At 43.9% G+C, this 23344-nt stretch carries 37 protein-coding genes and 1 other annotated feature; of the genes, 4 read left to right on the forward strand and 33 right to left on the reverse strand.

Annotated features, from left to right (window positions below):
• From ACFQ3W_RS25540 to ACFQ3W_RS25640, 21 genes are all read right to left on the reverse strand, one after another.
• Positions 1–96, reverse strand: a 96-nt coding sequence (locus tag ACFQ3W_RS25540; RefSeq protein ID WP_379321975.1) for a DUF3797 domain-containing protein, incomplete at its 3' end; no start/stop codon positions are given.
• The gene (locus ACFQ3W_RS25545) at positions 93–359 is read right to left on the reverse strand and encodes a hypothetical protein (protein ID WP_379322064.1); all 267 of its coding nucleotides are present in this window, start codon (positions 357–359) and stop codon (positions 93–95) included. The genes ACFQ3W_RS25545 and ACFQ3W_RS25540, both read right to left, overlap by 4 nt.
• Positions 352–642 carry a hypothetical protein gene (locus ACFQ3W_RS25550; protein ID WP_379322065.1) on the reverse strand — a complete coding sequence of 97 codons (291 nt, stop codon included), beginning with the start codon at positions 640–642 and terminating at the stop codon, positions 352–354. The genes ACFQ3W_RS25545 and ACFQ3W_RS25550 overlap by 8 nt, the downstream gene beginning before the upstream one ends.
• A gap of 118 nt (positions 643–760) precedes the next feature.
• Positions 761–1663, reverse strand: a complete 903-nt coding sequence (locus ACFQ3W_RS25555; protein ID WP_379322066.1) for a phosphoadenosine phosphosulfate reductase domain-containing protein — start codon at positions 1661–1663, stop codon at positions 761–763.
• Positions 1664–2045: 382 nt separating this feature from the next.
• Complete coding sequence (locus tag ACFQ3W_RS25560) at positions 2046–2210, reverse strand: hypothetical protein (protein WP_379322067.1); 165 nt, start codon at positions 2208–2210, stop codon at positions 2046–2048.
• Between the two features lie 63 nt (positions 2211–2273).
• Entirely contained in the window at positions 2274–2612 is a 339-nt protein-coding gene (locus ACFQ3W_RS25565) for a hypothetical protein (RefSeq protein WP_379322068.1), read from the reverse strand.
• 83 nt (positions 2613–2695) lie between these two features.
• The gene (locus ACFQ3W_RS25570) at positions 2696–3028 is read right to left on the reverse strand and encodes a hypothetical protein (RefSeq protein ID WP_379322069.1); all 333 of its coding nucleotides are present in this window, start codon (positions 3026–3028) and stop codon (positions 2696–2698) included.
• 3 nt (positions 3029–3031) lie between these two features.
• Complete coding sequence (locus tag ACFQ3W_RS25575; protein ID WP_379322070.1) at positions 3032–3628, reverse strand: hypothetical protein; 597 nt, start codon at positions 3626–3628, stop codon at positions 3032–3034.
• A 110-nt stretch (positions 3629–3738) separates the two neighbouring features.
• Complete coding sequence (locus ACFQ3W_RS25580) at positions 3739–3999, reverse strand: LexA family protein (protein WP_379322071.1); 261 nt, start codon at positions 3997–3999, stop codon at positions 3739–3741.
• 1 nt (position 4000) lies between these two features.
• Positions 4001–4519, reverse strand: a complete 519-nt coding sequence (locus tag ACFQ3W_RS25585; protein WP_379322072.1) for a hypothetical protein — start codon at positions 4517–4519, stop codon at positions 4001–4003.
• Positions 4516–4818 (reverse strand): hypothetical protein, encoded by a 303-nt coding sequence (locus tag ACFQ3W_RS25590; protein ID WP_379322073.1) that lies wholly within the window; start codon positions 4816–4818, stop codon positions 4516–4518. The genes ACFQ3W_RS25585 and ACFQ3W_RS25590 overlap by 4 nt, the downstream gene beginning before the upstream one ends.
• Positions 4808–5062 carry a hypothetical protein gene (locus ACFQ3W_RS25595; protein WP_379322074.1) on the reverse strand — a complete coding sequence of 85 codons (255 nt, stop codon included), beginning with the start codon at positions 5060–5062 and terminating at the stop codon, positions 4808–4810. Before ACFQ3W_RS25595 ends, ACFQ3W_RS25590 begins: the two co-directional genes overlap by 11 nt.
• 59 nt (positions 5063–5121) lie before the next feature.
• Positions 5122–5919, reverse strand: a complete 798-nt coding sequence (locus tag ACFQ3W_RS25600) for an ATP-binding protein (RefSeq protein WP_379322075.1) — start codon at positions 5917–5919, stop codon at positions 5122–5124.
• The gene (locus ACFQ3W_RS25605; RefSeq protein ID WP_379322076.1) at positions 5831–6700 is read right to left on the reverse strand and encodes a hypothetical protein; all 870 of its coding nucleotides are present in this window, start codon (positions 6698–6700) and stop codon (positions 5831–5833) included. Before ACFQ3W_RS25605 ends, ACFQ3W_RS25600 begins: the two co-directional genes overlap by 89 nt.
• On the reverse strand, positions 6690–7091 hold the full coding sequence (locus ACFQ3W_RS25610) for a hypothetical protein (protein ID WP_379322077.1): 402 nt from the start codon (positions 7089–7091) through the stop codon (positions 6690–6692). The genes ACFQ3W_RS25605 and ACFQ3W_RS25610 overlap by 11 nt, the downstream gene beginning before the upstream one ends.
• Positions 7092–7102: 11 nt before the next feature.
• Positions 7103–7507 carry a single-stranded DNA-binding protein gene (gene ssb / locus ACFQ3W_RS25615; protein ID WP_379322078.1) on the reverse strand — a complete coding sequence of 135 codons (405 nt, stop codon included), beginning with the start codon at positions 7505–7507 and terminating at the stop codon, positions 7103–7105.
• Between the two features lie 14 nt (positions 7508–7521).
• A complete protein-coding gene (locus tag ACFQ3W_RS25620) occupies positions 7522–8346 on the reverse strand; it encodes a PD-(D/E)XK nuclease-like domain-containing protein (protein WP_379322079.1) in 825 nt (274 codons plus the stop codon).
• The gene (locus tag ACFQ3W_RS25625) at positions 8327–9112 is read right to left on the reverse strand and encodes a recombinase RecT (protein ID WP_379322080.1); all 786 of its coding nucleotides are present in this window, start codon (positions 9110–9112) and stop codon (positions 8327–8329) included. Before ACFQ3W_RS25625 ends, ACFQ3W_RS25620 begins: the two co-directional genes overlap by 20 nt.
• Positions 9113–9157: 45 nt before the next feature.
• A complete protein-coding gene (locus ACFQ3W_RS25630) occupies positions 9158–9367 on the reverse strand; it encodes a hypothetical protein (protein WP_379322081.1) in 210 nt (69 codons plus the stop codon).
• A gap of 289 nt (positions 9368–9656) precedes the next feature.
• Positions 9657–10223 (reverse strand): hypothetical protein, encoded by a 567-nt coding sequence (locus ACFQ3W_RS25635; RefSeq protein ID WP_379322082.1) that lies wholly within the window; start codon positions 10221–10223, stop codon positions 9657–9659.
• 12 nt (positions 10224–10235) lie between these two features.
• The gene (locus ACFQ3W_RS25640) at positions 10236–10985 is read right to left on the reverse strand and encodes a phage antirepressor KilAC domain-containing protein (RefSeq protein WP_379322083.1); all 750 of its coding nucleotides are present in this window, start codon (positions 10983–10985) and stop codon (positions 10236–10238) included.
• A 70-nt stretch (positions 10986–11055) separates the two neighbouring features.
• Here ACFQ3W_RS25640 and ACFQ3W_RS25645 point away from each other — a divergent pair, with 70 nt between their 5' ends.
• Positions 11056–11439 carry a DUF6173 family protein gene (locus ACFQ3W_RS25645; protein ID WP_379322084.1) on the forward strand — a complete coding sequence of 128 codons (384 nt, stop codon included), beginning with the start codon at positions 11056–11058 and terminating at the stop codon, positions 11437–11439.
• On the opposite strand, the gene ACFQ3W_RS25650 is transcribed toward ACFQ3W_RS25645, so the two are convergent.
• Genes ACFQ3W_RS25650 through ACFQ3W_RS25660 form a run of 3 tightly spaced genes read right to left on the reverse strand, consistent with a single transcriptional unit; the run spans position 11414 to position 12052 of the window.
• The gene (locus ACFQ3W_RS25650; RefSeq protein ID WP_379322085.1) at positions 11414–11581 is read right to left on the reverse strand and encodes a hypothetical protein; all 168 of its coding nucleotides are present in this window, start codon (positions 11579–11581) and stop codon (positions 11414–11416) included. The two genes, ACFQ3W_RS25645 and ACFQ3W_RS25650, sit on opposite strands and share 26 nt — an antisense overlap.
• Before the next feature lie 21 nt (positions 11582–11602).
• Positions 11603–11788, reverse strand: coding sequence for a helix-turn-helix domain-containing protein (locus tag ACFQ3W_RS25655; protein WP_379322086.1), 186 nt, complete (start codon positions 11786–11788; stop codon positions 11603–11605).
• Between the two features lie 12 nt (positions 11789–11800).
• Positions 11801–12052, reverse strand: coding sequence for a helix-turn-helix domain-containing protein (locus ACFQ3W_RS25660; protein WP_379322087.1), 252 nt, complete (start codon positions 12050–12052; stop codon positions 11801–11803).
• 160 nt (positions 12053–12212) lie between these two features.
• Here ACFQ3W_RS25660 and ACFQ3W_RS25665 point away from each other — a divergent pair, with 160 nt between their 5' ends.
• From ACFQ3W_RS25665 to ytvI, 3 genes are all read left to right on the forward strand, one after another.
• The gene (locus ACFQ3W_RS25665; protein ID WP_379322088.1) at positions 12213–12560 is read left to right on the forward strand and encodes a helix-turn-helix domain-containing protein; all 348 of its coding nucleotides are present in this window, start codon (positions 12213–12215) and stop codon (positions 12558–12560) included.
• Positions 12561–12570: 10 nt separating this feature from the next.
• A complete protein-coding gene (locus tag ACFQ3W_RS25670) occupies positions 12571–13824 on the forward strand; it encodes a tyrosine-type recombinase/integrase (protein ID WP_379322089.1) in 1254 nt (417 codons plus the stop codon).
• Positions 13825–14044: 220 nt separating this feature from the next.
• Complete coding sequence (ytvI, locus tag ACFQ3W_RS25675; protein ID WP_379322090.1) at positions 14045–15163, forward strand: sporulation integral membrane protein YtvI; 1119 nt, start codon at positions 14045–14047, stop codon at positions 15161–15163.
• Positions 15164–15179: 16 nt separating this feature from the next.
• On the opposite strand, the gene argS is transcribed toward ytvI, so the two are convergent.
• From argS to ACFQ3W_RS25720, 9 genes are all read right to left on the reverse strand, one after another.
• Positions 15180–16922, reverse strand: coding sequence for an arginine--tRNA ligase (gene argS, locus ACFQ3W_RS25680; RefSeq protein ID WP_379322091.1), 1743 nt, complete (start codon positions 16920–16922; stop codon positions 15180–15182).
• A 54-nt stretch (positions 16923–16976) separates the two neighbouring features.
• Positions 16977–17211 (reverse strand) — a binding site (T-box leader).
• A gap of 45 nt (positions 17212–17256) precedes the next feature.
• Entirely contained in the window at positions 17257–17649 is a 393-nt protein-coding gene (locus ACFQ3W_RS25685) for an FxsA family protein (RefSeq protein ID WP_379322092.1), read from the reverse strand.
• 73 nt (positions 17650–17722) lie between these two features.
• The gene (locus ACFQ3W_RS25690) at positions 17723–18139 is read right to left on the reverse strand and encodes an acyl-CoA thioesterase (RefSeq protein ID WP_379322093.1); all 417 of its coding nucleotides are present in this window, start codon (positions 18137–18139) and stop codon (positions 17723–17725) included.
• Between the two features lie 156 nt (positions 18140–18295).
• The gene (gene pyk / locus ACFQ3W_RS25695) at positions 18296–19717 is read right to left on the reverse strand and encodes a pyruvate kinase (RefSeq protein ID WP_379322094.1); all 1422 of its coding nucleotides are present in this window, start codon (positions 19715–19717) and stop codon (positions 18296–18298) included.
• Between the two features lie 145 nt (positions 19718–19862).
• Positions 19863–20870 (reverse strand): acetyl-CoA carboxylase carboxyltransferase subunit alpha, encoded by a 1008-nt coding sequence (locus ACFQ3W_RS25700; RefSeq protein WP_379322095.1) that lies wholly within the window; start codon positions 20868–20870, stop codon positions 19863–19865.
• The gene (accD, locus tag ACFQ3W_RS25705; RefSeq protein ID WP_379322096.1) at positions 20871–21764 is read right to left on the reverse strand and encodes an acetyl-CoA carboxylase, carboxyltransferase subunit beta; all 894 of its coding nucleotides are present in this window, start codon (positions 21762–21764) and stop codon (positions 20871–20873) included.
• 90 nt (positions 21765–21854) lie between these two features.
• Positions 21855–22043 carry a glutamate decarboxylase gene (locus tag ACFQ3W_RS25710; protein WP_379322097.1) on the reverse strand — a complete coding sequence of 63 codons (189 nt, stop codon included), beginning with the start codon at positions 22041–22043 and terminating at the stop codon, positions 21855–21857.
• Between the two features lie 239 nt (positions 22044–22282).
• Positions 22283–22765 (reverse strand): phosphatidylglycerophosphatase A family protein, encoded by a 483-nt coding sequence (locus ACFQ3W_RS25715; RefSeq protein WP_379322098.1) that lies wholly within the window; start codon positions 22763–22765, stop codon positions 22283–22285.
• A 278-nt stretch (positions 22766–23043) separates the two neighbouring features.
• The coding region (locus ACFQ3W_RS25720; RefSeq protein ID WP_379322099.1) for a hypothetical protein at positions 23044–23344 on the reverse strand (301 nt) is incomplete at its 5' end.

The raw sequence follows: 23344 nt of genomic DNA on the forward strand, positions 1-23344 counted from the left end.
AATCAACTTGCCATCTCCGTTTCCTACATACGCATTTCCGCATTCTGGACATGTTCCATATTGGCTGATAAAGGCCATTGCTCTACCTGCGTTCATTTTGCTTCTTCCTCCTTATCTAAGGGGTAAAGTATAGATAAAATATTTTTCATGTAATCCAGCATCAAACTAGCTGCAATTTCCTTGGAGTCCCATTGTGGGTATTCCTTGATACAATGTTCCATTGCTTCACGTAGTTTCTTTTCCCGGGCTTCTGCCTTATCTGCACGTTCTTTCTCTGCTGTATATTTGTTAAACCAATGAAGAATGGGGAATTCGTCTTGTTCTGCTTTCTTATCCTCTTCTCTAACCTGTTTAGTCATGGGAGATTACCTCCAAACTTTTAAGTTCAACATAAGACGGTGCTCCTCTATCCCATATCACGTAGGCTCTTTTTCCACTCTTGGAGATTCGTTTAACTATACCGTTTGCTTCAAACCTATCGTGATGCACTCTATCTCCCGGCTTTATGGTTGGTAAGGGGATGGGATCTGGATCAAACTCTCCCTCGTCAATTTTGCGTTTAATATCATCTGTCATCATTCCCTGTAGGGCGAGTTCATACAGCAGCTTATCTGCATCTATTAACTTTGGTTGTTTATCCATACTCTTATCCCTCCAATAGATTGGGGTTATCATGACCTTATTCGGCCCACGCTTCGCTCGGTTGTTCGGTCGATTCGCGGGCCTTCGGCCTTATTGCGCTATTTTTTCGAACTACGCATTACTCACATAATCCGTATTGGCTGGAGCACATCGGAACATCTTCCATTTCAATGGCTTTAAGTAGATCGTATTGCTTGCCGCCGAATGTTGTTTTTGACCACTCTACCTTTTCGTATATACCTGCTCCATTTTCATCTGCGAAGAATGAAGCTCCGTTTCGCTTTGATGCTTGTTTGACTGTTTCTTCCCATGCGGCGATCCGCTCGACTTCCTCTGGAAATCTTCTTGCGATTTCAAAAAGCTCCAACTTCCCACAATTTATACATGGCATACATCCGACACGGCCCATCCCAAGTTTGTACAGCGGGTTTGGATCAATCCCGTATCTACTGTGCATTGCAAACACTTCATTCGCTGTCCATTTAAGTAACGGACGGTAAATCTCGTATCCCTCAGGTGTATCTTCACGTTCTGATAGTTTTGACCGCGCTATACTTTCCTCCGCTCGAACTCCTTGCCAGCTAATAACCTTGTGACCTTGCTCCAGAAGCGGCAAGTATACTTGGTCAAAAAATGGTCTTACTTTTAACTCTACAGTGCAAAATCTAGCTTTCGTTGAAGGAAATCGTCCCTTCCAGATACATAGATCAAGAAACGGGTTTCCAGTGGGATGAAGCACACTTAACGCCTGTTCGATAATCCACTCTTCAACACCTTCGTTTCTCCACTTGGTTTGTACAACTTCCCTTTTATGCTCAATTTGTTTAGTAAAATCAGCTTTAATCCGATGGATCGGCCCAAGTTGTTTTTCAAGATATTCGAGATATTCATAGGTTTTTTGATGCTCGTTTCCTGTGTCAGCAAATACCGGAACTACCGCTACACCTTTTCCCAGCGCATAAAGCCATAGTGCTGTGCTATCCTTACCACCGGACAATGAAACTATATTTTTAGTACTCATATTTCTCCTCCCTTGCTGCGTTAAATGTGTCTCCTGCTCATTACTGCTCATTACTGTTTAGCTGTATAGGGGTTAATCTCTAAGGTTCCTTATCCGCTTTTTAAGCTTCAATCTTTCAAGTACTTGATAGGTGCTATTAGGGTCTTTTAGCTTTTTTAATCTCCGTTGTAGGATTGCAAGTTTGCGGTGCTTTTTACGTTTCGCATCCTCTTTACTCATTCCTTATCACCTTCCAATGTGCTTTTCTCAAAATCCTCGCAATCAGCTACATCTTCTGGTGCTGTACCAAATAAATCTTGCTGTCTTTTCATACAAGCCGCTTCACCATATGGCGAATCAACTGACTGTAGCATCCACCAATAATGTTTACAGTCATGACATCTCATTCCCCATCACCCCTCTTTAAAATGTCTTTAATCCCTTTATACATTTGGTTTGCGTCTTGATTTTCTTCATAAGTTACGACGATCTGTTTTAACTCTGCTGATAGGCTCTCTAATACTTTTATGGGGTCTGGTAACTTTTGTGGATTGGTTAGTTTAAACATAATATTCCTTTCCGGCCTCCGCTTCGCTGAGTGGATTCAGTCGCATTGGTCGCCTTCGGCCAATTAGTTTCTATCTCGTACTGAAATGATTTTCGCCCCGACAATGTAATCTTCAATGTCTGGCATATCAATGAGCAATTCTTCATCATTACCATCTTTAAATAGAGCAATTAATTCAGGGTACCCATCATCAGATACACAGTCGATGTGCCTTTCATTTAGTTCGTGCTGGATTGGGAAAAAATCACCGTCCACAAATGTATCTATCGCCCCCTGAATAATTGATGAACCCCGAACATTTCCGCCTATTTCAATAATTACAGCTCCTTTATATCCCTCTTCATCAAGCAAACAAATTTCCACTTGATGAATGTTGTTATTACTCGGATTATAAATTTTCATATATATTTGCTCCTTTGGTTTATGGTTTTAGCTTTGATCCGACCGAATTACCCAGCGATAGCGGCAGCCGTATCAGGGTTTATTCATCCTTTCAGGTGGGATAGGGCAGACTCGGCAAGTTTATAAGTCCCTGTTTTTCTCATGTGTGTGCATAACTCATTCTTTTTTATGAGTTCCAACACTTGCACATAATCACTTTCCATGTCCTTCTCAATCCGCTGGTATGATTCAATCACTTTGCCTTGTGCTTCAACAATCTCCTGTAGTCGTTCTACTTCGGATATAAGGTACTCCCTGTCCTTAACTGCGCTTGTCATTGGTAAATCGTTTTCTTCCAGAGTCTTTTTCGTTTTAGAAAGTCTTCGTTTTATCTCTTGTATCTGGTCATTGTTAGTCAATCCGTCTTTACCTAGCATTGGTTAGTCCTCCTTAAGAGAATCTTTTAATTGCTTAACCCAAAGATTGCGTCTATTTGTGCGTTGCACTTCCTCTTCATGTTCATTTGAGTAATAATTAATTTCCTTTTGTGCCTTCTCAATCGCAGATTTCTGATATTCTTCTCCACTGATCCGAACCGGCGGTGTCAAATATTTTTCGTCGCAGTCCCAATCGATACTATCTTCAAGCTGTTTTATACAAAATTGTTTTAGCTCTAAATGCTCACTAGTTGGTGGTGTCCAAGCTTCAACATTGGCTAATAATTTTTCGTATCGTATACGCAATTCTCTTTTTTGATTGAGTATTTCATGATACTTTTTTACATCATTTTGATATTCTTCTTCTGCGCGATTCTCGGCTTCTTCAACGCTCATGTCGGTAAATTCTTTCAATTGTGCTTTTGCTTTTTCCAAGCTTTCAAGATTGTATTTGCTTGGTTCAAACACAGGTATTTCCGCATCCATTGGTTCATCTCTCATCATGACTAACGCCCCAAAAGCTCTTGAACATCCCAAAATAAAATCTTTAACCGTTATTTCTTCTCCGTTACAAATTGAACTTGTATATCCTGTTGGCATATTTAATCGCTCCCTTATACTAAGTTTTCTTCCCCGTATACTCGGTTAATGTGTTGTGACGGTCTGTGTGGCTGTGTAGTGGGCTTATGAGTTTTACCCTTGCAATTACTCTACCTATCTGTAAAAGTTCCTCTATCGGCTTCATATTCGGTCACAAATGCAATCCCAAGCTTCGTTAATGTTAAAGCCCGCGGTTTATCTGCTTCACGTTTGAGATATCCCTTTTTCTCAAGCCGCTGTAAATGTCCATGAGTTACACCGGATGATGCTAGACCGGTTCCGTCTCCGATCTCTCTTATCGTTGGTGGATATCCGTGCATTTTGGAGTAAGAGTATATAAAATTGATAACGGCTTGTTGACGTGGTGTCATGTTATCCCACCTTTGTTTTCTTCTTTGCTTTTGAAGGCTCTAGAATGGTCTGTATAACTTCTTGCTGATATTTGGTGTTTGCTGTACTCATTCGTATTGCTCTGGCTATTTGGGCCAATACAAAGGCGTCTCTTATGTTGTCTGATTTGCTCTCGAATCCCCAATGTTTAAAAATGTGAACCGCTAGTTCATCCTTTTTGGTGTTTCCCTTGCCGCTGGCAAACTTTTTGAGAGCTGCCGGGGCAACTTCTTTGTATTGGATATTGCCCAAGTACATTCCGACTCTCATTCCCCAGCCGATGCCGCCGAGCAGGAAACCTGATTGAGATGCAAACCCAAATCCCTCTATTGCTATCAAATCGCCTTGTTCGAGATTATTGATTGTTTTATAAATAATGTCTGCCATTCTCGCCGGGTCCTCGCCTTTAGCTGTGATTTCCATCGTATCAAGAATGTTTCCATCTCGATCTAGGATAACCAGACCGGTCTTTGTACTTGGGTCGATTCCTATAAATCTCATGCTCTTGCCCCCTTGAACGTTGATTTGTTGTCACAAACGTACCGTTTGCCGCGAATCATATAAACAGTTGGAACCCCGTTTTTCATTTTTTCTACCACGGCTACATGTTTATCACCTTCACCGATCTGTTTCCAAGGTGTTAAGTGTCGGATCGATTCAAAACACGGCCTTTCATCAATTCTTTTCTTGTAAAATGTTATGGCTTCATCCACTAACTTCATTTGGCATGTATTGCAAACTGGTACAGTTGCAAAACTGCCTACCGCTTGATTGCTACATCCTGGTACTTTACATTGCATCTCGTTTCCCCTCTCTTTCGTCTACAATTTCATTTATCAACTCGATCAACTTTTTACACACAAATTCACGTCTTACCGTCACTGATACACCAACGGCAGATGCTTCATAGTCAATTCTTGCTAGTATGTTATCTGCGCCCGCTAGTTTCTCTCGTAGTAAATATTCGAATGAATCCCATGTTTCTCTCATTTCCCGTTTCTGGCGCTTTGCTTCGTGCTGTTGCCGTTTCTCTTTCTTGTCCAAAGGCTTCACGTCCTAACTGCACGAATTTTTCAAAGTCCTTGTCAAACAATTCGTAATCGTCAATTGGTTCCATTTGCTTCACCCATACCTCTGATTCGCCAGTTCATTTCCTCACGACTTCCGTTTATAACTGCTTTATATGCCCTTGTAACTTCTGCAATCCGGCTGCCCATTGCTTCGTCAATATCAAGCAGGTCCGATATGCTTCGTTCTGTGCTAACCATAATTGGTAAGTTGTTTAAATATCGATAATTCAAAACTGCCCATGCCGTTTCAAATTGGTAGTCTGTAGGCTTGCCACGTCCCTTGAACAAATCGTCTAGAAAAAGAACCTCGCATTTTTGCATACGCTGGATGATTTCTTGCTTCTCTTCAAAATCTGCATTCGTCAGTTCCTTCATTCCTTCAACCCAAGGGAAGTAGAAAACTTCCACCCCGTTATCCAGCAGGTTATTTGATACTGCTGCAAGTAAGTGCGTCTTGCCGCACCCGGGGTTTCCCATCAAGGCTATACCGTTTTGTTTGTCCTTCCGTATTTTTGGAAAAGCTAGTACATAGGATTGGGCTACCTTCTTTGCCTCTTTGATTTGTTCTGGCCTATCTGACACTTCGAACGATTTAAATGTTTTGCTTTTAAATTCGTCTGTGATTTGTGCGGCTTTGATCTTACGTTGTATATCCTGCATTTTTCGAGCGTTGCAGTGATTACACTCTCTAAGCGTCCAAGTATCAATCCATACATCGCCCGTATCTTTGCAATACTCGCACTTATATGAGCCTTGCAAGTTCTTCGTCGCTGAACTCTCGGACGTTTGACGTTTTGTCGAGGCTCGTAATCTTTCGATCCGATCCGCCATATCCTGGTTTAGAATCCCTTTCGTGCTTTGAAATCCCGGAACTTCTTCCACCTTTATCACCGTCCTTAATCGGGAATATTCCCTGCCAGCCATTGAGTATTGATTGGTTTAAAATGTCAACCTTTGTTTCGTCGTCACTTGCTAGGTCATTCAGTTTGTTGAGCAGTAATTTTATCGCCGCATCTGTCATTGGTTTTTTACTCTTTTTGCGATATTCGTAAAATGAGTTCAAAGATTCGAGTAAAACAGGATTTGAGGTGTAATCCTCAAATGCGGTATTATCTTTTTTATTTTCTTTCTTAACCTTTTTATCTTTATTATCTTTATTATTATTGTTCCATCCCTGTTCCAACTCCGTTCCATCCCTGTTCTCGTCGCGTTCCAAGTCCGTTCCAACGCTGTCCCAAGTTTTCTTTTTGTAATGGTCGAATCCCTGATACTGTGCGTAATTGACTACCGTAAACAGCGTTCCAAGTTCGGTATCTTCAATTTTCAATCGTTCTTCTTTGACGAGTTGTTCAACTTTTCTTGAAATAACAGAGAGTGAGTATCTTTTGACGGAACGATTCTCGATATATTCCAAGTCTTTCATTAGGTTCCGGTATGCCCGGAGGAATTGGCCGCGCTTTAAGTGCATGCCAGCCACAACGGCCCCTTCCTCGGCATAAACGGCATTTCCTACAATGTAGAAAAAGATTCGAAACTTAGGGATGTCTTGCCATATTGGATTTTCAAATATTTCCCGGCTCGTCTGAAACGCGCCTTTCATGTCACCACCCACTCACATTTGCTTTCTTGCGTATTTTTGCTAGTATCTCGCTTGGGTCTTTGGCTTCCTTCTTAGCGGCTAGGTAATTTAGTAGTAATGGCATCCAAACACGTTTATTCGAATGGACTAACGTGTGCATTTCGTTTGAAAGCAGCACACAGTTCCAAATCTCGTACTTACCACCGCCACCACCCATACCGCCATAAACCACTCTGTGAAGGTGAAGCCCCGGCCCAGGCTTGCCACTGATTAAGCACCAATTTCCATCGCGCTTTTTGACTTCTGCCCGGACCTGCTCCTTAGTCAACTTTTTATCCTCTGGTCGTTTTCTTAAAGGTGTCTCCACCTTTTTTCTGCGCCCTAATTGCTGTTCTTTGGTATATTGATTTAATCCAAAGTCCATAGGATCACCGCCTAAAACGGCAGATTTTCGTCTATATCAATTGGTGTTCCGTCATCTTGAAATGGGTCGTCTTTTTGGTGGCCGTTGGAATTTGACTTGCTACTTTCAAGGAAACGAACGTTATCAGCTATAATCTCTGTGACGTACACCCGCTTTCCTTCGCTGTTTTCGTAGTTCCGTACTTGGATTCGGCCCTCAACCGCTGTCAATCTACCTTTCCGTAAGTAGTTAGCGCACGTCTCAGCAAGTTGCCGCCATGTAACCACGGGAATAAAGTCTGCCTCACGCTCTCCAGATTCGCTTTTAAACGGTCTATCTACTGCCAAGGTAAAAGTAGTCACGGCAACACCTGACGGCGTGTATTTAAGGATAGGATCGCGTGTAGGGCGTCCTATTAAAATCACTCTGTTTAACATGCTGATTCCTCCTTTTAGTACAAACTCAATTCTGAAACGTGCTTAATTCGCTGTATCTTTTTGGTCAATCGGCAGTAATCGCATCTCTCGCAGCGCACCGGTTCGACCGCGCCCGACTTAACCGCCTTGACTCTCTCAATGTTTCTAGCGACGATCTGTAATCCGGCTTCGATATTGTCATAATCAAAATAGATAATGTCATGGTCTGGTGGGTCTTGTTTGGTGACAATAACCATGTGAGGCAATAGCCAGTTTTCCCGGCCTGTTACTTGCTTTTCAACCTCGGCGTAAATCGCCATTTGTACGTTATAGCCGTAATGATCGATAAAGTTTTCGTATGCTTGGATATCCTTGTTCCACCATTTCCCGTCAATTTCTTTCATGGTCTTAAGGTCGGCAAACATTCCGGTGTTATTGCCTAAGTTTGGCTGGTAGCTATCTAACATGACTTTCCACTTGATTCCAAAAAGCTCAGTTGTCATCATGACTTCCTTTTGCCCAGCCAGCGCCTTCATAACGAGTGGATCGTTTTCCAAGACTTCGATCATTTTTTCGCAAATCTTAAAGTTGGACTTTAGTTGCCCTTTTGATCCACCTCTACTGCTGTAAATCTCAGGGGTATTTGCTTTAAACTCTTCCAATGTGCCCTCGTTCCAGGCGTGGACATAGTGCCCTTCCATAAACACCTCTATAGGCGTAGATTCAAACTCTCCGTTGAGTACAGCCAGTGCCTGAGCTTCACACCCACCATAGGCAGGTAAGAAGCTCTTAAATTGACTGACGCTCATATATTGGCGGTTTGCTTCGTTGCTGTAATAGTTACTCTTGGTCAGCTTCATATTCCGGCTCCTCCGGCACTTCTGTATACTCGACGTCAATGACTGTAGCGTTAGCGTTTAACGGGCTTTGTTGCTCTGGTTTTGGCTCCTTGTTCATATCAAAATCGCTGGAATCTTCAAATGTTCTTGCCTGTTCGATGGTGTCAAAGTTAAGTTCAATATTTTTGCACAACCGGCGCAGAACCGTCTTTTTGTACATTTCGCCTTTGCTCTTAGTCCAAGCCTGACCATTAGCCTGTTTGGAGTAATTCTTGCGCGTTGCTTCGATTTCTTCCGTTGACATTACCTCGTAAGCAATGCCACCGTCGTTGTATAAAACCACAGCAAATGCTCCAAGGATTTCGCTGTTATTAAATGGCATAGGCACGAATTGGATTGTTTGCTCACCGTCTTTTACCTCTTCCCTAAAGTCGTCACCTTCCCGTACTAGCTTGGCATAGATATCTTTGACAGGCCGCACACTGTACCGTTTAGCAAGTTTCTTTTCGCCCTTATAGTCCGTCTGAAACTGGACCGTGCCGCCGTAAACGATGGCATAGCATTCCTTGTTAAAGAAGTCCAAATCTAGGAAAGCACCTTTGAGCATCGTCCGTGCCACACTGGTAGCGTCACACTGTTCGATACCCTTTGTATCTTGTAATACCGTCATGCAGTTTTGTAGGAAACGGGTTTTATTAAAGTTAGTTGGCATGGCATCACGCTTAGAATCCAAAAGGTTATTCAGGTTTTTATGAATGACAGTTAACTGATCCGATTGTTTTACCATCTTTACAACCTCCCTAAAAATGTGTTATTGTTTCCGTGATAATATTTACAATGTCTCTGAGTGATCGCTGTTAGCGCAGCGGTCATTTTTCATTTCAAGCAGAATCTTATGGGTTTCCAAGTCGTCGATCACTGATTGAAAGTCTTGTTTGAAAAACCACCCAACTTGTTCCATTGCTGTACCAACCGAAACATTAGTCGTTTCGTCTTGCAGCCGTTTTAATTTTCTGAGAGCTGATTCGAGATAAGTACTCAAGCGGTTCCAACCTCCTAACCTCTACGTATACCGCACAGTCAATTGCTTCGAGCATGTGCTCCCGGCAATGTGGCTGACCGTATACCTCGTATTTGGCTTCCCTATCGCAACCGGCACATTTGATCATGGGTGCATCACCGCTAATTCGGAGTCAATCCAATCAACCGCAGCCGGGATAACTTCGGGATCACATTGGATTCGACCGTTAAGCAATCTCCACCGTAGTAAGAGCAATTCGCATCGTCTACTACGTAAGGCTAAAAATTCAGGCATAGTCATGCTCCTTTCCTTACAAGACTTTTCCATCTTCTGTGATTACGAGATTTTCAATCAAAACTGTTGAACCATTCATTTCACGCATCTGGTATGTTTTGAGGCCATTTTTTGCCGCAAATTCTTCAAGCAACCCGGGATACCCCTCAAACTTTCGTATGTCGCTTGTTATGGATAGATGTTCCACTACTAGCCCTGCAATGTCCCAATTTTGATAGTCCCAAAGGAAATCAAAGGCATCACCAATTTTCGTATCAAGTCCGTGTTTAATGCACACATCCATGGTGTAAAAATAATCTTTTGTTTGGTACTTATCGCCGTCATAGTCTTTATCAATGGGGAATAGTGTCATTAGTTGCCGCGGTGTCATAAGGCCAATTAAGTCAAAAATCAATGTATGTGTATTAAAAATTAATGCAGCCTCTTCAATCGTCTTTGGCTTGGCACGTCCTCGCCCAAACAGTTTTACTCCCCAAAACACAAGCTTCTTATGTGTTTCAAAATCAAATCCGTTGACGATTGGAAAGTGTTTGACGCATTCGTTTTTAAATAGTCTGTTGTAAATTTCCGTTTTAATCTTCACAGTCGCCACCTCCTAAGCAAGTTGTTGTTCATCTTTGAATTTGTTAACAAAATATACTTGCCCTTTTCCAGTTACTTTTGGTGTCTTATTAATAGTCACGTGACCATCAGAATGGCTGATACTGGTTTCTTTAATCTCAAACAGTCCTAATTCCATCGAGCGTTGTGTTGGCATATTGTAATCAGTACCTTTTCGACTAATCAGATAACCATTGTCACGCAACCACGAAAATAATCTGATTGGGCCTGTTTCGACGCCGTTTTGTTTTAGTATCTTTGCTAGTTCCCCAACAAGAATGCTCGTTTTACTCGTTGCTACTGCATCGGCAAAAAGCACTTTGGGGCGATCCTGTTCGGCTTGAATCAGCAACATTTGATTCTTTTCTGCTAGGTCAGCAGCTAACCGAAGCGCCTCCGGCAGAGATCGAGGAACATGCAGGTTACTTAACTGTCGTTCCATTTCCGTGAATTTGGTTACATATGCCGCAGTAAAGAGCACCCCTTTTTCCCCGGTCATTTTATTGGCGACCATATCACAGCCATTGCGGGTGAGTAGGTAACAAGGTTTTTCGCGATTCAAGTTATCTTTATAAGTGCTCCCAATAAAGAAATCAGATGAACGGAAATTTCCGTTTAACAAATATTGGATGTATCCTTTGATTTTTTCAAGAAGGTCGGCATGTCTTATTTCAATCATCTCCGCGACTTCCCGGCTATCTGCCAAAAGCTTACCGTTAACGCTCCTAATCGTTAATTGATTCATTTACTTGCTCCTTTCTAATAGGACTTTTGCTCTCCCTGTCGAATAATGGAAATGAAGGGAGGTGTAAAAAATGAGTGGTTTTGATTTTGATGATTCCTCAAATGTAATTAATAGGGCTATTCCAACTATTGATATTTCAGGTTTAAGAGATCACCATTTAGCCGATTATCAATATGAGGTCATTACAGAGTCAATTTTGGACTATCAGAAAAAGCTTGATGATACCCTGGATGTAGCTCTATTTCTCGCTTCTTTTGGGCAAACAGTGCTAATGCAAGTGACTAATGTCGGTTACAGTAACCCATCAATTATTCGCTTTTATGGATTTGTGAATGGAAGAGAAAGCGAATTAATCCAACACGTTAGCCAACTGAGTTTTCTTTTGACCTCTACCCCTAAAGATGATCCAAATAGAGAACCAATCAGAATTAAAGGTTTTGTTGACGGTGATTAATTCCCCACGGGTCCTCTGGTATATATGACTTGCTTAATCGTTCACGTAATTGTTTTAGAGTCGCCGTAGCGTTGGCGGCTTTTTCTTTTTCAATTTCTTCTCGTACAATCTCCCTTACTCGTTCTTCAGTAAGTTGTTTCATCTCTTCTCACCTCCTTATGGGTTAGTTAGCTTCGGTGATCATGGAGGCTTCAAACTCCATGACCCACTCCCGCTTGATTCTTCTTTGTCGTCCAAACTTGTAGTATTTCAATTTTCCAGATTTCATTGCTTTAAAAACTGTTGATCTGCACACTTTGAAATACTCAGCTACATCATCGACGGAAACGATTGGTGGCAATTCGTCCATGTTAACACCTCCTTAAATGATGCCATCTAACATAGTGTTAGGATCATTTTCAAAAAAAATAATGTCTCTTGTGTCGCATCCAAAAACCTCAGCGAGTTTTGGCACATACTTAATCTGAATTTTGACTGGATCATCCTCCATTTTTGCATACGTACTAATGTGAACGCCTAGCAGTGAAGCCACTTCTTTCTTATTCAGTCTGCAAAACGCTCTCCATTCACGCAATGTTTTACGTCTGCCCACAGTCGCGATTGCTTGTTCCATATTCGTGTCACCCCCTAACTGCACCTCAATCATATCTAACATAAAGTTAGGTGTCAACGGTTTTCATAAATTTTTTAAGTATAAGTTAGAATAAATGTGGAATATTAGCTAACAGTATGTTAATATCAGGAATATAATCTGAAAAGGGGAACGATTTAAGTTGAAAACTATTCGTTTTGCGGAAAATTTGAAAAGAATTAGAGAATGGAGAGAACTTACAAAAGAAGAGTTGGGCGAAAGAATCGGCGTGTCTGGTGTGACAGTAGGCTATTGGGAATCAGGAAGAAATGAACCGAGAATGGGCAAAGTGCAACAAATTGCTAATGTACTAAACGTCGATTTGGATGACCTTCTTTTTAACGAAAACATGGAAGAGATCAAGACTAATGCAGATAAATTAATGAGCGAAGAAAAAGCAACGGCTATTAATACTATTATCAACCTGTCTGACAAAGATGTGAAGGTGCTTAATGAATTAATGAAAATATATATAAACAAACCGGAATAAGGGTGATATTATGCCAAAGAAAGGCGAACGAAAAAAAACAAAAACCCAAAATGTTTGTATTATTGATGGAAAATACTACTACAGATATAGCGTTAAAGACCCGGCAACTGGAGAGCGCGTACAAAAAGAGGATGGTCCATATGCGACAGAAGGAGAAGCGCGAGACAGAGGCGTAATTATTAGAGCTGAAATCTTAAACGGGACATACATAGACAAAAATAAAAAAACTATATCGCAATTTGCAGATGAATGGCTAAAACTGTATGGTGCAATGAGCATAAAAGGTGTTTCAAAGGATCTTCGCAAAAGCACGGTCAATTTGATCAAAAAAACTTTAGGTGGATTACATCTCCAAGAAATAACAAGCTCTAAGTACCAGGAGCAACTTAATAAAATGCGTGATATTGGTTATTTCAAAAAAGGAGAAGACAAGCCCACACCTTATTCAAAAAGCTCGATCAGCAATTATCACACTGTAATGAGAATGATTTTTAAGAAAGCATTGGAATTAGAATATGTAAAAAAAGATATAACAGAATATGCAAAAGTACCTGCTTTCGAACAAACAGTAGAAGAAATAGAAGCGCAGGACGAATTGCCTAAATATCTCGAAAAAGAGCAGTTAGCAAAGCTATTTAGCGTATCAAGCGAAAGCGATAAAGAGCAGCCTTATTATAGCCAATGTCATAGAATATTGCTTATTTTAGCCTATACAGGTATGAGAATTGGTGAACTTTTAGCTTTAAAGGTAAGCGACATCGATGAAATAAATAAGCGTGTCTCTGTTACAAAAACTCTATACATTAAAGGATCAGTAGAGCATTACAAACTAAATACTCCAAAAAACAAGTCATCTATTCGCAAGATCGATGTTAGCCAAAGGGTTATAAATGTTATTAAAGAACAAATAGCATGGAAAAATGAATATAAAATGTTGAACAGAAAAGCATTTTTAGTAGACGATGGTTTTCTTTTTTTTAACGAAAAATGGATGATGGGCTACCCTTTACACCCAGCCGAAGTTAGAGCATACATGAATGAAATTTTGAAAAAGGCTGATCTACCTTCTAACATTACTCCCCACTCTTTGCGCCACACTTATACATCATTAATGGCTGAGGCTGGCGTGGAACTCGCCGCGATCCAACAACTACTAGGACATAAAAACGATAATACCACAAAAAATATTTATCTCCATGTAACTAATCCTAAAAAGCGGTCAGCGGTAGAAAAATTAGATGCTCTGATGGACAGTGTTAACTAGATGTGGGTGATATGTGGGTAAACAAATAGACAAATCGTTGATACAAAGCGGTTTATGCCGCTTTTATTTTTATCACGATCATAAAGAATTTTTGTAAACGATTGCAATTGTGCAATGATTTTTGTCACATGCTATCAAAAAATATCAATCTGGAATACTCCGTACGGACAAGTAATATCGTAGAAACAGGACTTGTACAGTAGGAAAAGGGGGATGCTGCTTGGATAATGTCATCGTTAAGCGCGTGCTGCGAGGAAGCTGGATTTGCATCGTCCTTGTTTCTTCCATTGCTTTTATGTACTTGCTGCTCCCACTACTATATCCGTTTTTAATCGCCTGGCTCATCTCCTACGCTATAAATCCATTTGTGCTTTGGCTGCAGCATAGCGTGAGGCTGCCAAAATGGCTTGCAGTCTGCGTCTCACTGCTTGTTTGCGTAGGTAGTGCGGCTATTGTTCTTACCGCAGCACTAACACGGCTTGTCAAGGAATTAGTTCACTTAGCCGAATCTTTCGATCTGCGAATTGAAGAGTGGAGAAACTTGTTTGTCGAGTGGGCACAAAGCGAGAGTATTCAGAATATTCTGAATGAGATCAACCTTTTTATTGCAGACAACCCGGGCTATGAAAATACGATTCATAAAAATATCGACAATACCGCGGAAAAGATCGGCTCGGCCGTTACCCATATCATCAATAACTTTTTGGGTACCATCGTAAACCTGATTTCCTCACTTCCAAACCTGGGTGTCATCGTTGCTGTTATTTTGCTGGCTACCTTTTTCATCAGCAATCATTGGGAACGGGATATGCGGTATCTCGCCGGCATCATTCCTGCCCCGTTTCGTAGAACGGCCGGAGACATTTGGAAGGACCTGCAGAGAGCTTTATCAGGCTACCTTCGTGCCCAGTTCATCATGATCTCAATTACTGCCTTCATTGTGCTTTTAGGCTTAACTATCCTTGGAGTTGATTCCGCATTCACTTATGCTCTGATCATTGGCCTAGTTGACCTACTTCCGTATTTAGGGGTAGGAACAATCATGATCCCCTGGCTCATCTATGCCTTCGCCACTGGCGAAGCTTCGCTCGGAATAGGCCTTTCGATTCTGTACGGTATCATTCTGATCTCGAGACAGCTGATCGAACCCAAAGTGCTTGCAAGCAGCGTTGGGCTCGATCCCCTGCCGACGTTGATCGCCATGTTTGTCGGCTTAAAGCTGTTCGGGTTTCTGGGTCTTATTATCGGTCCAGTCATACTCGTCATTGTCGGCGCAGCCTTTCGGGCTGGCTTGGTACGGGATCTGCGCAACTATATCCTGCATGGGCGTCTACGGTAAGAAAAATGCAATCAAGTTACATCCGCTCAGGCGCCTCCAGCCCGACCAAGTGTAGGCCACTTTGCAGCGTGACTTGAACGCACCAGACCAGAGCGAGCCTTGCTGAGCGCACAGCAGCATCGTCCACCAGAACAGAACATTCGCGATAAAAGCGATTGAAAGCCTGCGCAAGATCGATTAACCCCCGACTGAGCAACGAAGGCTCCATTTTTTCCGCGGCCTGCCTGATTGTTTCCGGAAACAATGATAACTGTTTGATCACTTCAAACTCGGCCTTTTGTGTTAAACAATCGAAATACGCCTTCGCTTCACTCCCGAGAATCGCCTGTATACCTTCCCGCTGCTCATCTACTTTACGCAGAAGACTGCATGCTCTCACATGGGTGTACTGAACATACGGTCCCGTCTCCCCCTCAAAGCTAAGGGCATCTTTCCAGGAAAACGAAATGTCTTTAATCCGATTCCCAGTCAAATCGTTAAATATGACTGCCCCTATTCCCACCTGTCTGGCAACCTCATCCTTTTGGTCCAGGCCAGGGTTCTTCGATTCGATGATTTCTCTTGCCTTAAAAATAGCCTGCTGTAAGAGATCATCGAGCTTGACTACATTTCCTTTTCGGGTCGACAAACTCGCGCCCTCCAAACTTACACGACCGAAGGGAACATGAACGAGATCCTTGGACCAATCATAGCCCATGAGTTCAACCACCTTAAACCACTGCTGAAAATGTAGGCTTTGCGAGTAATCCGTTACGTAGATCGCTTTGTCAAACCGGTATGCCTCTTTACGGTAGAGGGCGGCCGCCACATCGCGGGTATGGTAGAGTGTGCTGCCATCCTTCTTCAGCATCAGGGCCGGGGCCATTCCATAGGCATCCAGGCGAACCAGCCTGGCTCCCTCATCCACCTCTAGTAGCCCCTTATCCTTCAGCTCCTGGATGACAGGAGTAGTCCGGTCGTTATAGAAGCTCTCTCCAGTCACGTGGTCAAAATGAACGCCTAGCAAGTCGTATATTTTCTGAAATTCGTCCATACTGATCTCAACAAACCACCGCCATAATCTGAGCGCTTCCTCGTCTCCCTGCTCCATCCTCACAAACCAAGCTCTCGCCTCTTCTTCAAGCTCAGGATATCCGTCCGCTTCTGCATGGAACTTAATGTACAGTCTTAACAGCTCATCAATGGGGGCCTCCTCAAGCTTCGCCACTTCACCCCAATGCTGGAACGCCACGATCAATTTGCCGAACTGGGTTCCCCAGTCGCCCAAATGGTTAATCCCGATGACCTGGTAACCCAGAAAGGAGTAAATCCGATACAGCGCATTCCCGATAACCGTAGAGCGAAGATGTCCAATGTGAAACGGCTTGGCTATATTCGGCGAGGAGTAATCAATGACTACTGTCTGGCCGGTTCCAATTGTTTGCGCACCATAGCGCTCTCCCGCTTGCAATATCGAACGGATCGTCCAATTAGCCAATCCTCCTTTATCCACATAAAAATTCAAATAGCCTGATTCCGCCTCAATGCGCCCTATGAGTCCATTTAGTTCAGCACTTTTAGCCATAAGAGAATCCTTAAGCTCAGACGATATCGCCTGAGGGGATTTGCGGAGCTGTCTGCTAAGCTTAAAGCAGGGCAGAGAAATATCTCCCATCTCCTCATTTGGCGGATATTCCATCATCGTAGCGATGCCCTCTGCCGCAACTCCTTCAAGCAAAGTAGCTACTTGGCCGGCAAGCTCTGCTTTGATTTGCTCCATAAATTACACACTCCTTCGTTATCAAAAATAAACAAAAAAGGCTTCTCGTCTCAAATCAGAGACGAGAAGCCTTAGGTTCCCGCGGTACCACTCTAAGTGCCAAGCATACGCTCAAGCCACTCTATCCGAATAACGGCCAGCCACCGGATTTGCCTACTTGCTTCCTGTATTCCACGTTCGGCAAACCATTTCCCGGGTCCGCTTCCTTCATGTCCCTTGTACCGGCTCCCACCCTTCCGGCTCGCTGTAACGGCGGTTCATGAAGTACTGTCCCGTTCATCAATGTTTCACATCATTAGCTTAGAACTATTTATAATTGAATCAGAAGAAAATGTCAACGCCGGAAATACGTAATCGAACCATCTTTGATCTTTTTGCTAACCCACTTCATCATTGGCAAACGATAAATCGGCCTAGTCAACGGAAATACCATTGTAAAACCAATAATATCCGTTATGAAACCGGGAATAAGCAGCAGAATCCCGCCGGCAAATATACAAATTCCATCTAGCACCACCCGCCCCGGGATCTGCCCTTCGCTCATTTGCTTTCTGCCATCCTCCAACACCTTGCGCCCTTCAAACTGCATCATCAGCCCACCAATAATCGAAGTAGCGAGCGTCAAAAATACGGTCTTTCCGGCTCCTAAGCGTTCGCCGACGAACATAAACCCCCAGAATTCAACAATCGGGATGATCACGATTGAAACGGCTATCCATTTACGCATATTATGACTCCTTTATTGCAGCATCATTTCTAAGTTGTATTTTACCGCTTCAATGTAGGTTAATCAAAAAACATCACTTGCTCGCTTCCTCAAAGGCAGCATGCCACTCCGGAAACACCTTCTTAAACTGAACCGGCTTGAAGTCCTCACGCCGCACGACATAGTGCGATGACGATCCTTCAACGCATAACGTCCCTTCTCCGTTTAGTACATTATACCCATAAACCGTTTTGACGCCACCGTTCTCGATAATCCATGTTCTTAGCAGCACTTCGTCCCCATACCGAATGCCTTTTTTATATTCCACTTTCATTTCATAGACGGGAGATATGTATCCCGCCTTTTCCATATCGATATATTTGAAGCCCAGATCCTCGCACAGCTTTGATCGTCCTGCTTCGAACCAACCAAGATAGTTGGCGTGATAAATGATCCCCATCATATCGAATTCATAATACTTGGGCTCGATCACTAATTCGCTTATGTACATATCGCTCCCGCTCCTTCCATAAAAGCCTTCGTTAATTGCTCGATTCAGGTCTTTTTTGCAAAAAAAGCAATGGATCCCGTCGCCAGGTTTCCCATTGCCTTTTTTTGAGAATCGAATGAACGATTCAATGATACGCTGTTCTTTAACGTTTTATAGTTATTTACGGACTTGGCCGATTTTCACCAAATTGGTGGAACCGGAACGTCCAAGCGGAACTCCAGCTGTAATAACAACGAGGTCGCCTTCTTTAACCAATCCGGAATCCAGTCCGCCTTTCATCGCCTTGTCGAACATTTCGTCCGTTGTGGCCGCAATGTTTCCTTTAACCGGAGTTACACCCCAGTTCAATGCGAGACGACGAAGCGTTTGCTCTTCGGTCGTAACTGCAATAATCGGCGCTTTCGGACGATATTTCGATACCATGCGAGCCGTATATCCAGTTTCCGTAGAAGTAATGATGGCTTTGGCATTCAGCTCAAGCGCAGAGTTTGCAACCGCTTGGCTGATCGCTTCCGTAACGGTCGTTTGCTGTGCGTTACTTTGTTTGATGAAGATTTCACGGTACTCCAAGGCAGATTCTGCCTTTTCGGCGATACGAGCCATGGTGAGCACGGATTCTACAGGATATTTCCCTGCAGCGGTTTCGCCGGACAGCATGATTGCATCAGTACCGTCGAAGATAGCGTTAGCTACGTCGCTGGCTTCAGCACGAGTAGGTCTAGGGTTGCGCTGCATGGAGTCCAGCATTTGCGTTGCCGTAATAACCGGTTTACCAACGCGGTTACATTTTTCAATCATGCGTTTTTGAGCGAGCGGCACGTCTTCTGCAGGAATTTCCACGCCGAGGTCGCCACGTGCTACCATCAGGCCGTCAGACACTTCCAAGATTTCATCTAGGTTGTCAACACCTTGTTGGTTTTCAATTTTAGAAATGATTTGAATATGGGTTGCGTTATTTTCTTCAAGCAATTTACGAATTTCAAGTACGTCACTAGCTTTACGAACGAAGGAAGCCGCAATAAAATCGATGCCTTGTTCGATCCCGAACTTGATATCGTTAGCGTCTTTCTCGGTGATGCCCGGAAGAGAAATGTTGACGCCAGGAACGTTAACGCCTTTCTTGCTCTTAATCGTCCCGCCGTTGACGATACGGCATTTAATTTCTGTGCCTTGAATGTCAACAACTGTCAGCCCAATCAGTCCGTCATCGATAAGAATCGTCGAACCGACTTCTACATCCTGAGGAAGATCTTTGTACGTGATGGAGATGCGGTCTTTGTCGCCAAGAATTTCTTCGGTCGTCAAAGTGATGAGTTCGTCTTGTACAAGCTCAATCGGTTCTTCTTTCAGTTTGCCGGTGCGGATTTCAGGACCTTTGGTGTCCAACAGTATGGCGATTGATTTCCCCAGCTCTTCTCTCGCTTGACGGATGTTTTTAATCCGGTTGCCATGCTCCTCAAAATCACCATGGGAGAAGTTCAGGCGAGCGACGTTCATTCCGGCCATGATCAGTTTCTTGATGTTCTCTAACGATTCACTAGAAGGACCGATGGTACATACGATTTTTGTTTTGCGCATTTGGGTTTCCTCCGTTTTATTAGTTCTCTCTATATAATCTTTTCCAACAACTAAATTTACTACAGTTTGCCCATTTTGTATAGGAAGTTTATCATATTGTCACGATCTCTATACATAAATCGATGAACCGCAAACGGCAACAGACCTAGTCTTGTGAAGGATGGACCGCCGGTTCAGCGGACGCCTTCACTTCCCTAGCCACTGTAGTAAACTTCCCAATTTTGCGGAATTTGCGGTAACGGTCCTCAAGAAGCTCGTCCGAATTCATGACAGACAATTCTCCCATATGGCGCAGCAGGGCGCTTTTAATAGCTGTCGCAGTAGCCTCATAATCCCGGTGCGCTCCGCCTTTAGGCTCAGGCACGATCTCCTCGATAACCTCCATTTCAAGCAAATCCTGCGCGGTAATTTTCATCGCTTCCGCAGCCTGGTCGGCTTTCGAGGCATCCTTCCACAAAATTGACGCAGCGCCATTCGGTGAAATGACGGAATAAATGGCGTTTTCGAGCATAAGCACACGGTTTCCTACTCCTAGTGCCAAGGCTCCGCCACTACCTCCCTCCCCGAGGACAACGCAAATGACGGGCACCCGAAGCATCGCCATGTCCCGCAAGTTACGAGCGATCGCCTCAGACTGCCCCCTTTCCTCCGCCGTTATGCCCGGATAGGCTCCTTTTGTATCGATAAACGTAATGATCGGACGACCGAACTTGTCCGCCTGATGCATTAACCGCAGCGCTTTACGAAAGCCCTCGGGATGCGCGCTTCCGAAGAAGCGAGCGATGTTGTCCTTCGTATCTTTTCCGCGCTGCTGACCTAGCACTGTTACAGGAACGCCACCCAGCTTGGCCAACCCGCCAACAACAGCGAGGTCATCTCCAAACACCCGGTCCCCGTGCAGTTCAATGAAATCGTCAAAGATCAGGCCGATCATATCTAGCGAAGTTGGACGCTGGTGATGCCGGGCCAGATGCATTTTCTCAGACGGCGAAATATTGCTGTATATCTCTTCTTCTAACTGACGATAACGCTCTTCGAGACGTGCGATTTCTTCCGTGAAATCGATGCCCTTCTCCGTACCAAACTGCTCAAGCTCTTGAATTTTCTCGCGCAGCTTTACGAGAGGCGTTTCAAAAGGCAATTCGCCTGCCATTTATGCTCCTCCCTTCACACCGTGCAAATCGAGTAATTTGGACAGTGTGGCTTTCATTTCTTTACGGTGAACAACAAGATCCAGCTGACCGTGCTGCAAATTGAACTCAGCGGTTTGAAAATCGTCCGGCAGCTTCTGGCGAATCGTCTGCTCGATGACAATTCGTCCGGCAAACCCGAACACAGCTCCAGGTTCTGCGATTATAATATCTCCAAGCATAGCAAAGCTGGCCGAAACGCCCCCTGTAGTCGGGTCCGTAATGACCGAAAGATATAGGCCTCCCTGCTCGCTAAGCCTTGCTAAAGCCGCGCTGGTCTTAGCCATCTGCATCAGACTCAGGATGCTTTCCTGCATGCGGGCTCCGCCGCTCGTCGAAAAGATGATCATCGGCAACCACTTGTCCGCCGCCGCTTCAATCGCGCGCGTTATTTTTTCACCCACAACCGAACCCATACTTCCCGTAAAGAAGTCAAAGCTCATGACCGCTACGACAGCAGGAAAGCCGCCGATTGTTCCTTCTCCGGTCACAACCGCTTCCCTCAGGCCGGATTTTAAAGTCTGCTGCTCCAGCTTACTAGCATATCCCGGGAATTCCAAAGGATCCACGGAGATCAAATCCGCATCATATTCTTTAAAGCTGCCTTCATCCAGCGTATAACGAATCCGTTCCATTGCGTTAAGACGCATATGGTGACCGCATGAAGGACATACTTTAAAATTCTTCTCTAGTTCTTTGCTGTACTGAATGCTGCCGCAATGCGGGCATTTATTCATCAGACCTTCCGGAATTTCACGTTTGGGCCGATCATCCGTCGGCGAACCGTCTTCGCTCCCCCGACGCTCTGAAGGAATGGTCGCGTATTTTCTTTTCTTTTGGAACAAATCTTTAAACACAACTACACCTCTTCAGCCGTTAATTTATTGGCCATAACTACAATCCCCAAGGATTGTTCTATCATATCCTAAGCCGTTTACTTCTTCACCTCAAGAGTGCAATATCGAATTCAACACCTCTTGAACCTCTTCAAGCTCCCCGGAAGGAACTAAAATTTCAAACTGCTGTTTTGATAAATTGACAGGACGTGTTTGGACGAGAAAGCCTTCCTCTGTGAGTCTCGTTTTGATCATGTCGGCAACCTTAGCGGTTGGTGCGATATACATTACAGTCCACATGCCCTTTTCAAAGCCCCCTAACCTTATCACTTGAGCCCGTATAATAGAGTAATGATAACATAATTTTCAAAAATCCCGCAACAAAGGTCGGAGGCCACAAAAGGGAGCTGGTAGTGCAAAAATAGTCGAATGTAAAGCGGGGAACCAAACTTGTCAGTTTCTGCGTTGCAACTCTTACATAACTGTATTTCTTATTCATAAATGGAATCAGTAGCAGGTGTGTTCAAAGCATTTTTCTTCTAATAATAAGTGGTTGCATGCTTACTCTTATGAGCGATCCGCGCTGAAGCAGCCGCCGCCAAACCAGCTACAAGATCATCCAAAAAGACGTGAATCTTGTCGCCTTTTTGGTTTAATCGTCCAATTACCTCAGGCTTAACCTTGTCCAAATAGCCAAAACTTGTCAGTCCAATCATCCCAAACACGCTCGTAATGCCAAGAGCCATCGTTTCATCGACGCCATACAGCGGCTCATCAGCCTCCATAATCGTCTGTAGCGGCTCGGGAAGTAGATGCTGGTCCGCAAGTTCATCTAAAGCGATTCCGGTAAATAACGTGTATTGTACTTCTCTCTTTTGCAGCACAGCCTTAACGCTATCCAAGCATTGCTCCAGCGTCAGGTCACTGTAATATACTTTTTGCAGTGAAAAAACGATCTCAGCAATTTCTTCCAGTTTTACCCCTCGACGAAGCAGCTCCGCCTCTGCAATCTCATACGACATCCTATTTCCTCCTTTATTTCGGACTCTTTGCACTCATTGCCCGAGCCTGCTAATTCGGCTTTTTAGTCGGTGCAATTTATCCGAGAAGCTTACTATGGAACATTCCCTGTTCAAGATGCGCCGTGTTCCTAAGTGTATGCTTGGATGAAATGAAATGTTCGTTAAATCGTCCACCTCTATTGTAAAAGCGGAGTAAAAGGGCCAATCAAATCACCAAAAAAACAAGCCCGCACCGGTCAAAACACCAAGGGGCAGGCTAGATAAATGAAGATGGCGGATCACTTAACTTTAACGGTATCCGGCCCCAGCATTTGCTCCATCTCGCGAAATAGGCTAGGTGACGGCTTGATGTTATAGCGTTCCGTTAAAGCGAGTAGCTTGCCTGTGCTCTCATAGAAGAGCACGGTGCCGACCGGACCAGGGTGAAGCTCCAGCAATGCTTTGAGCTTCTCCAGCAGGCGCGCGTTCTCCGCCGCGGCCGTGATCTTGATGAAGACGCGCTGAGCCGGCGTCTTCGTCTCGGGGCGGCCGACTGCGTCAGGCCGCCCCGGGCCCGTGGCCGCGCTGCCAGGCAGCGCG

The organism is Paenibacillus puldeungensis (genome assembly GCF_042678945.1).
In the GTDB taxonomy this organism is placed as follows: domain Bacteria; phylum Bacillota; class Bacilli; order Paenibacillales; family Paenibacillaceae; genus Fontibacillus; species Fontibacillus puldeungensis.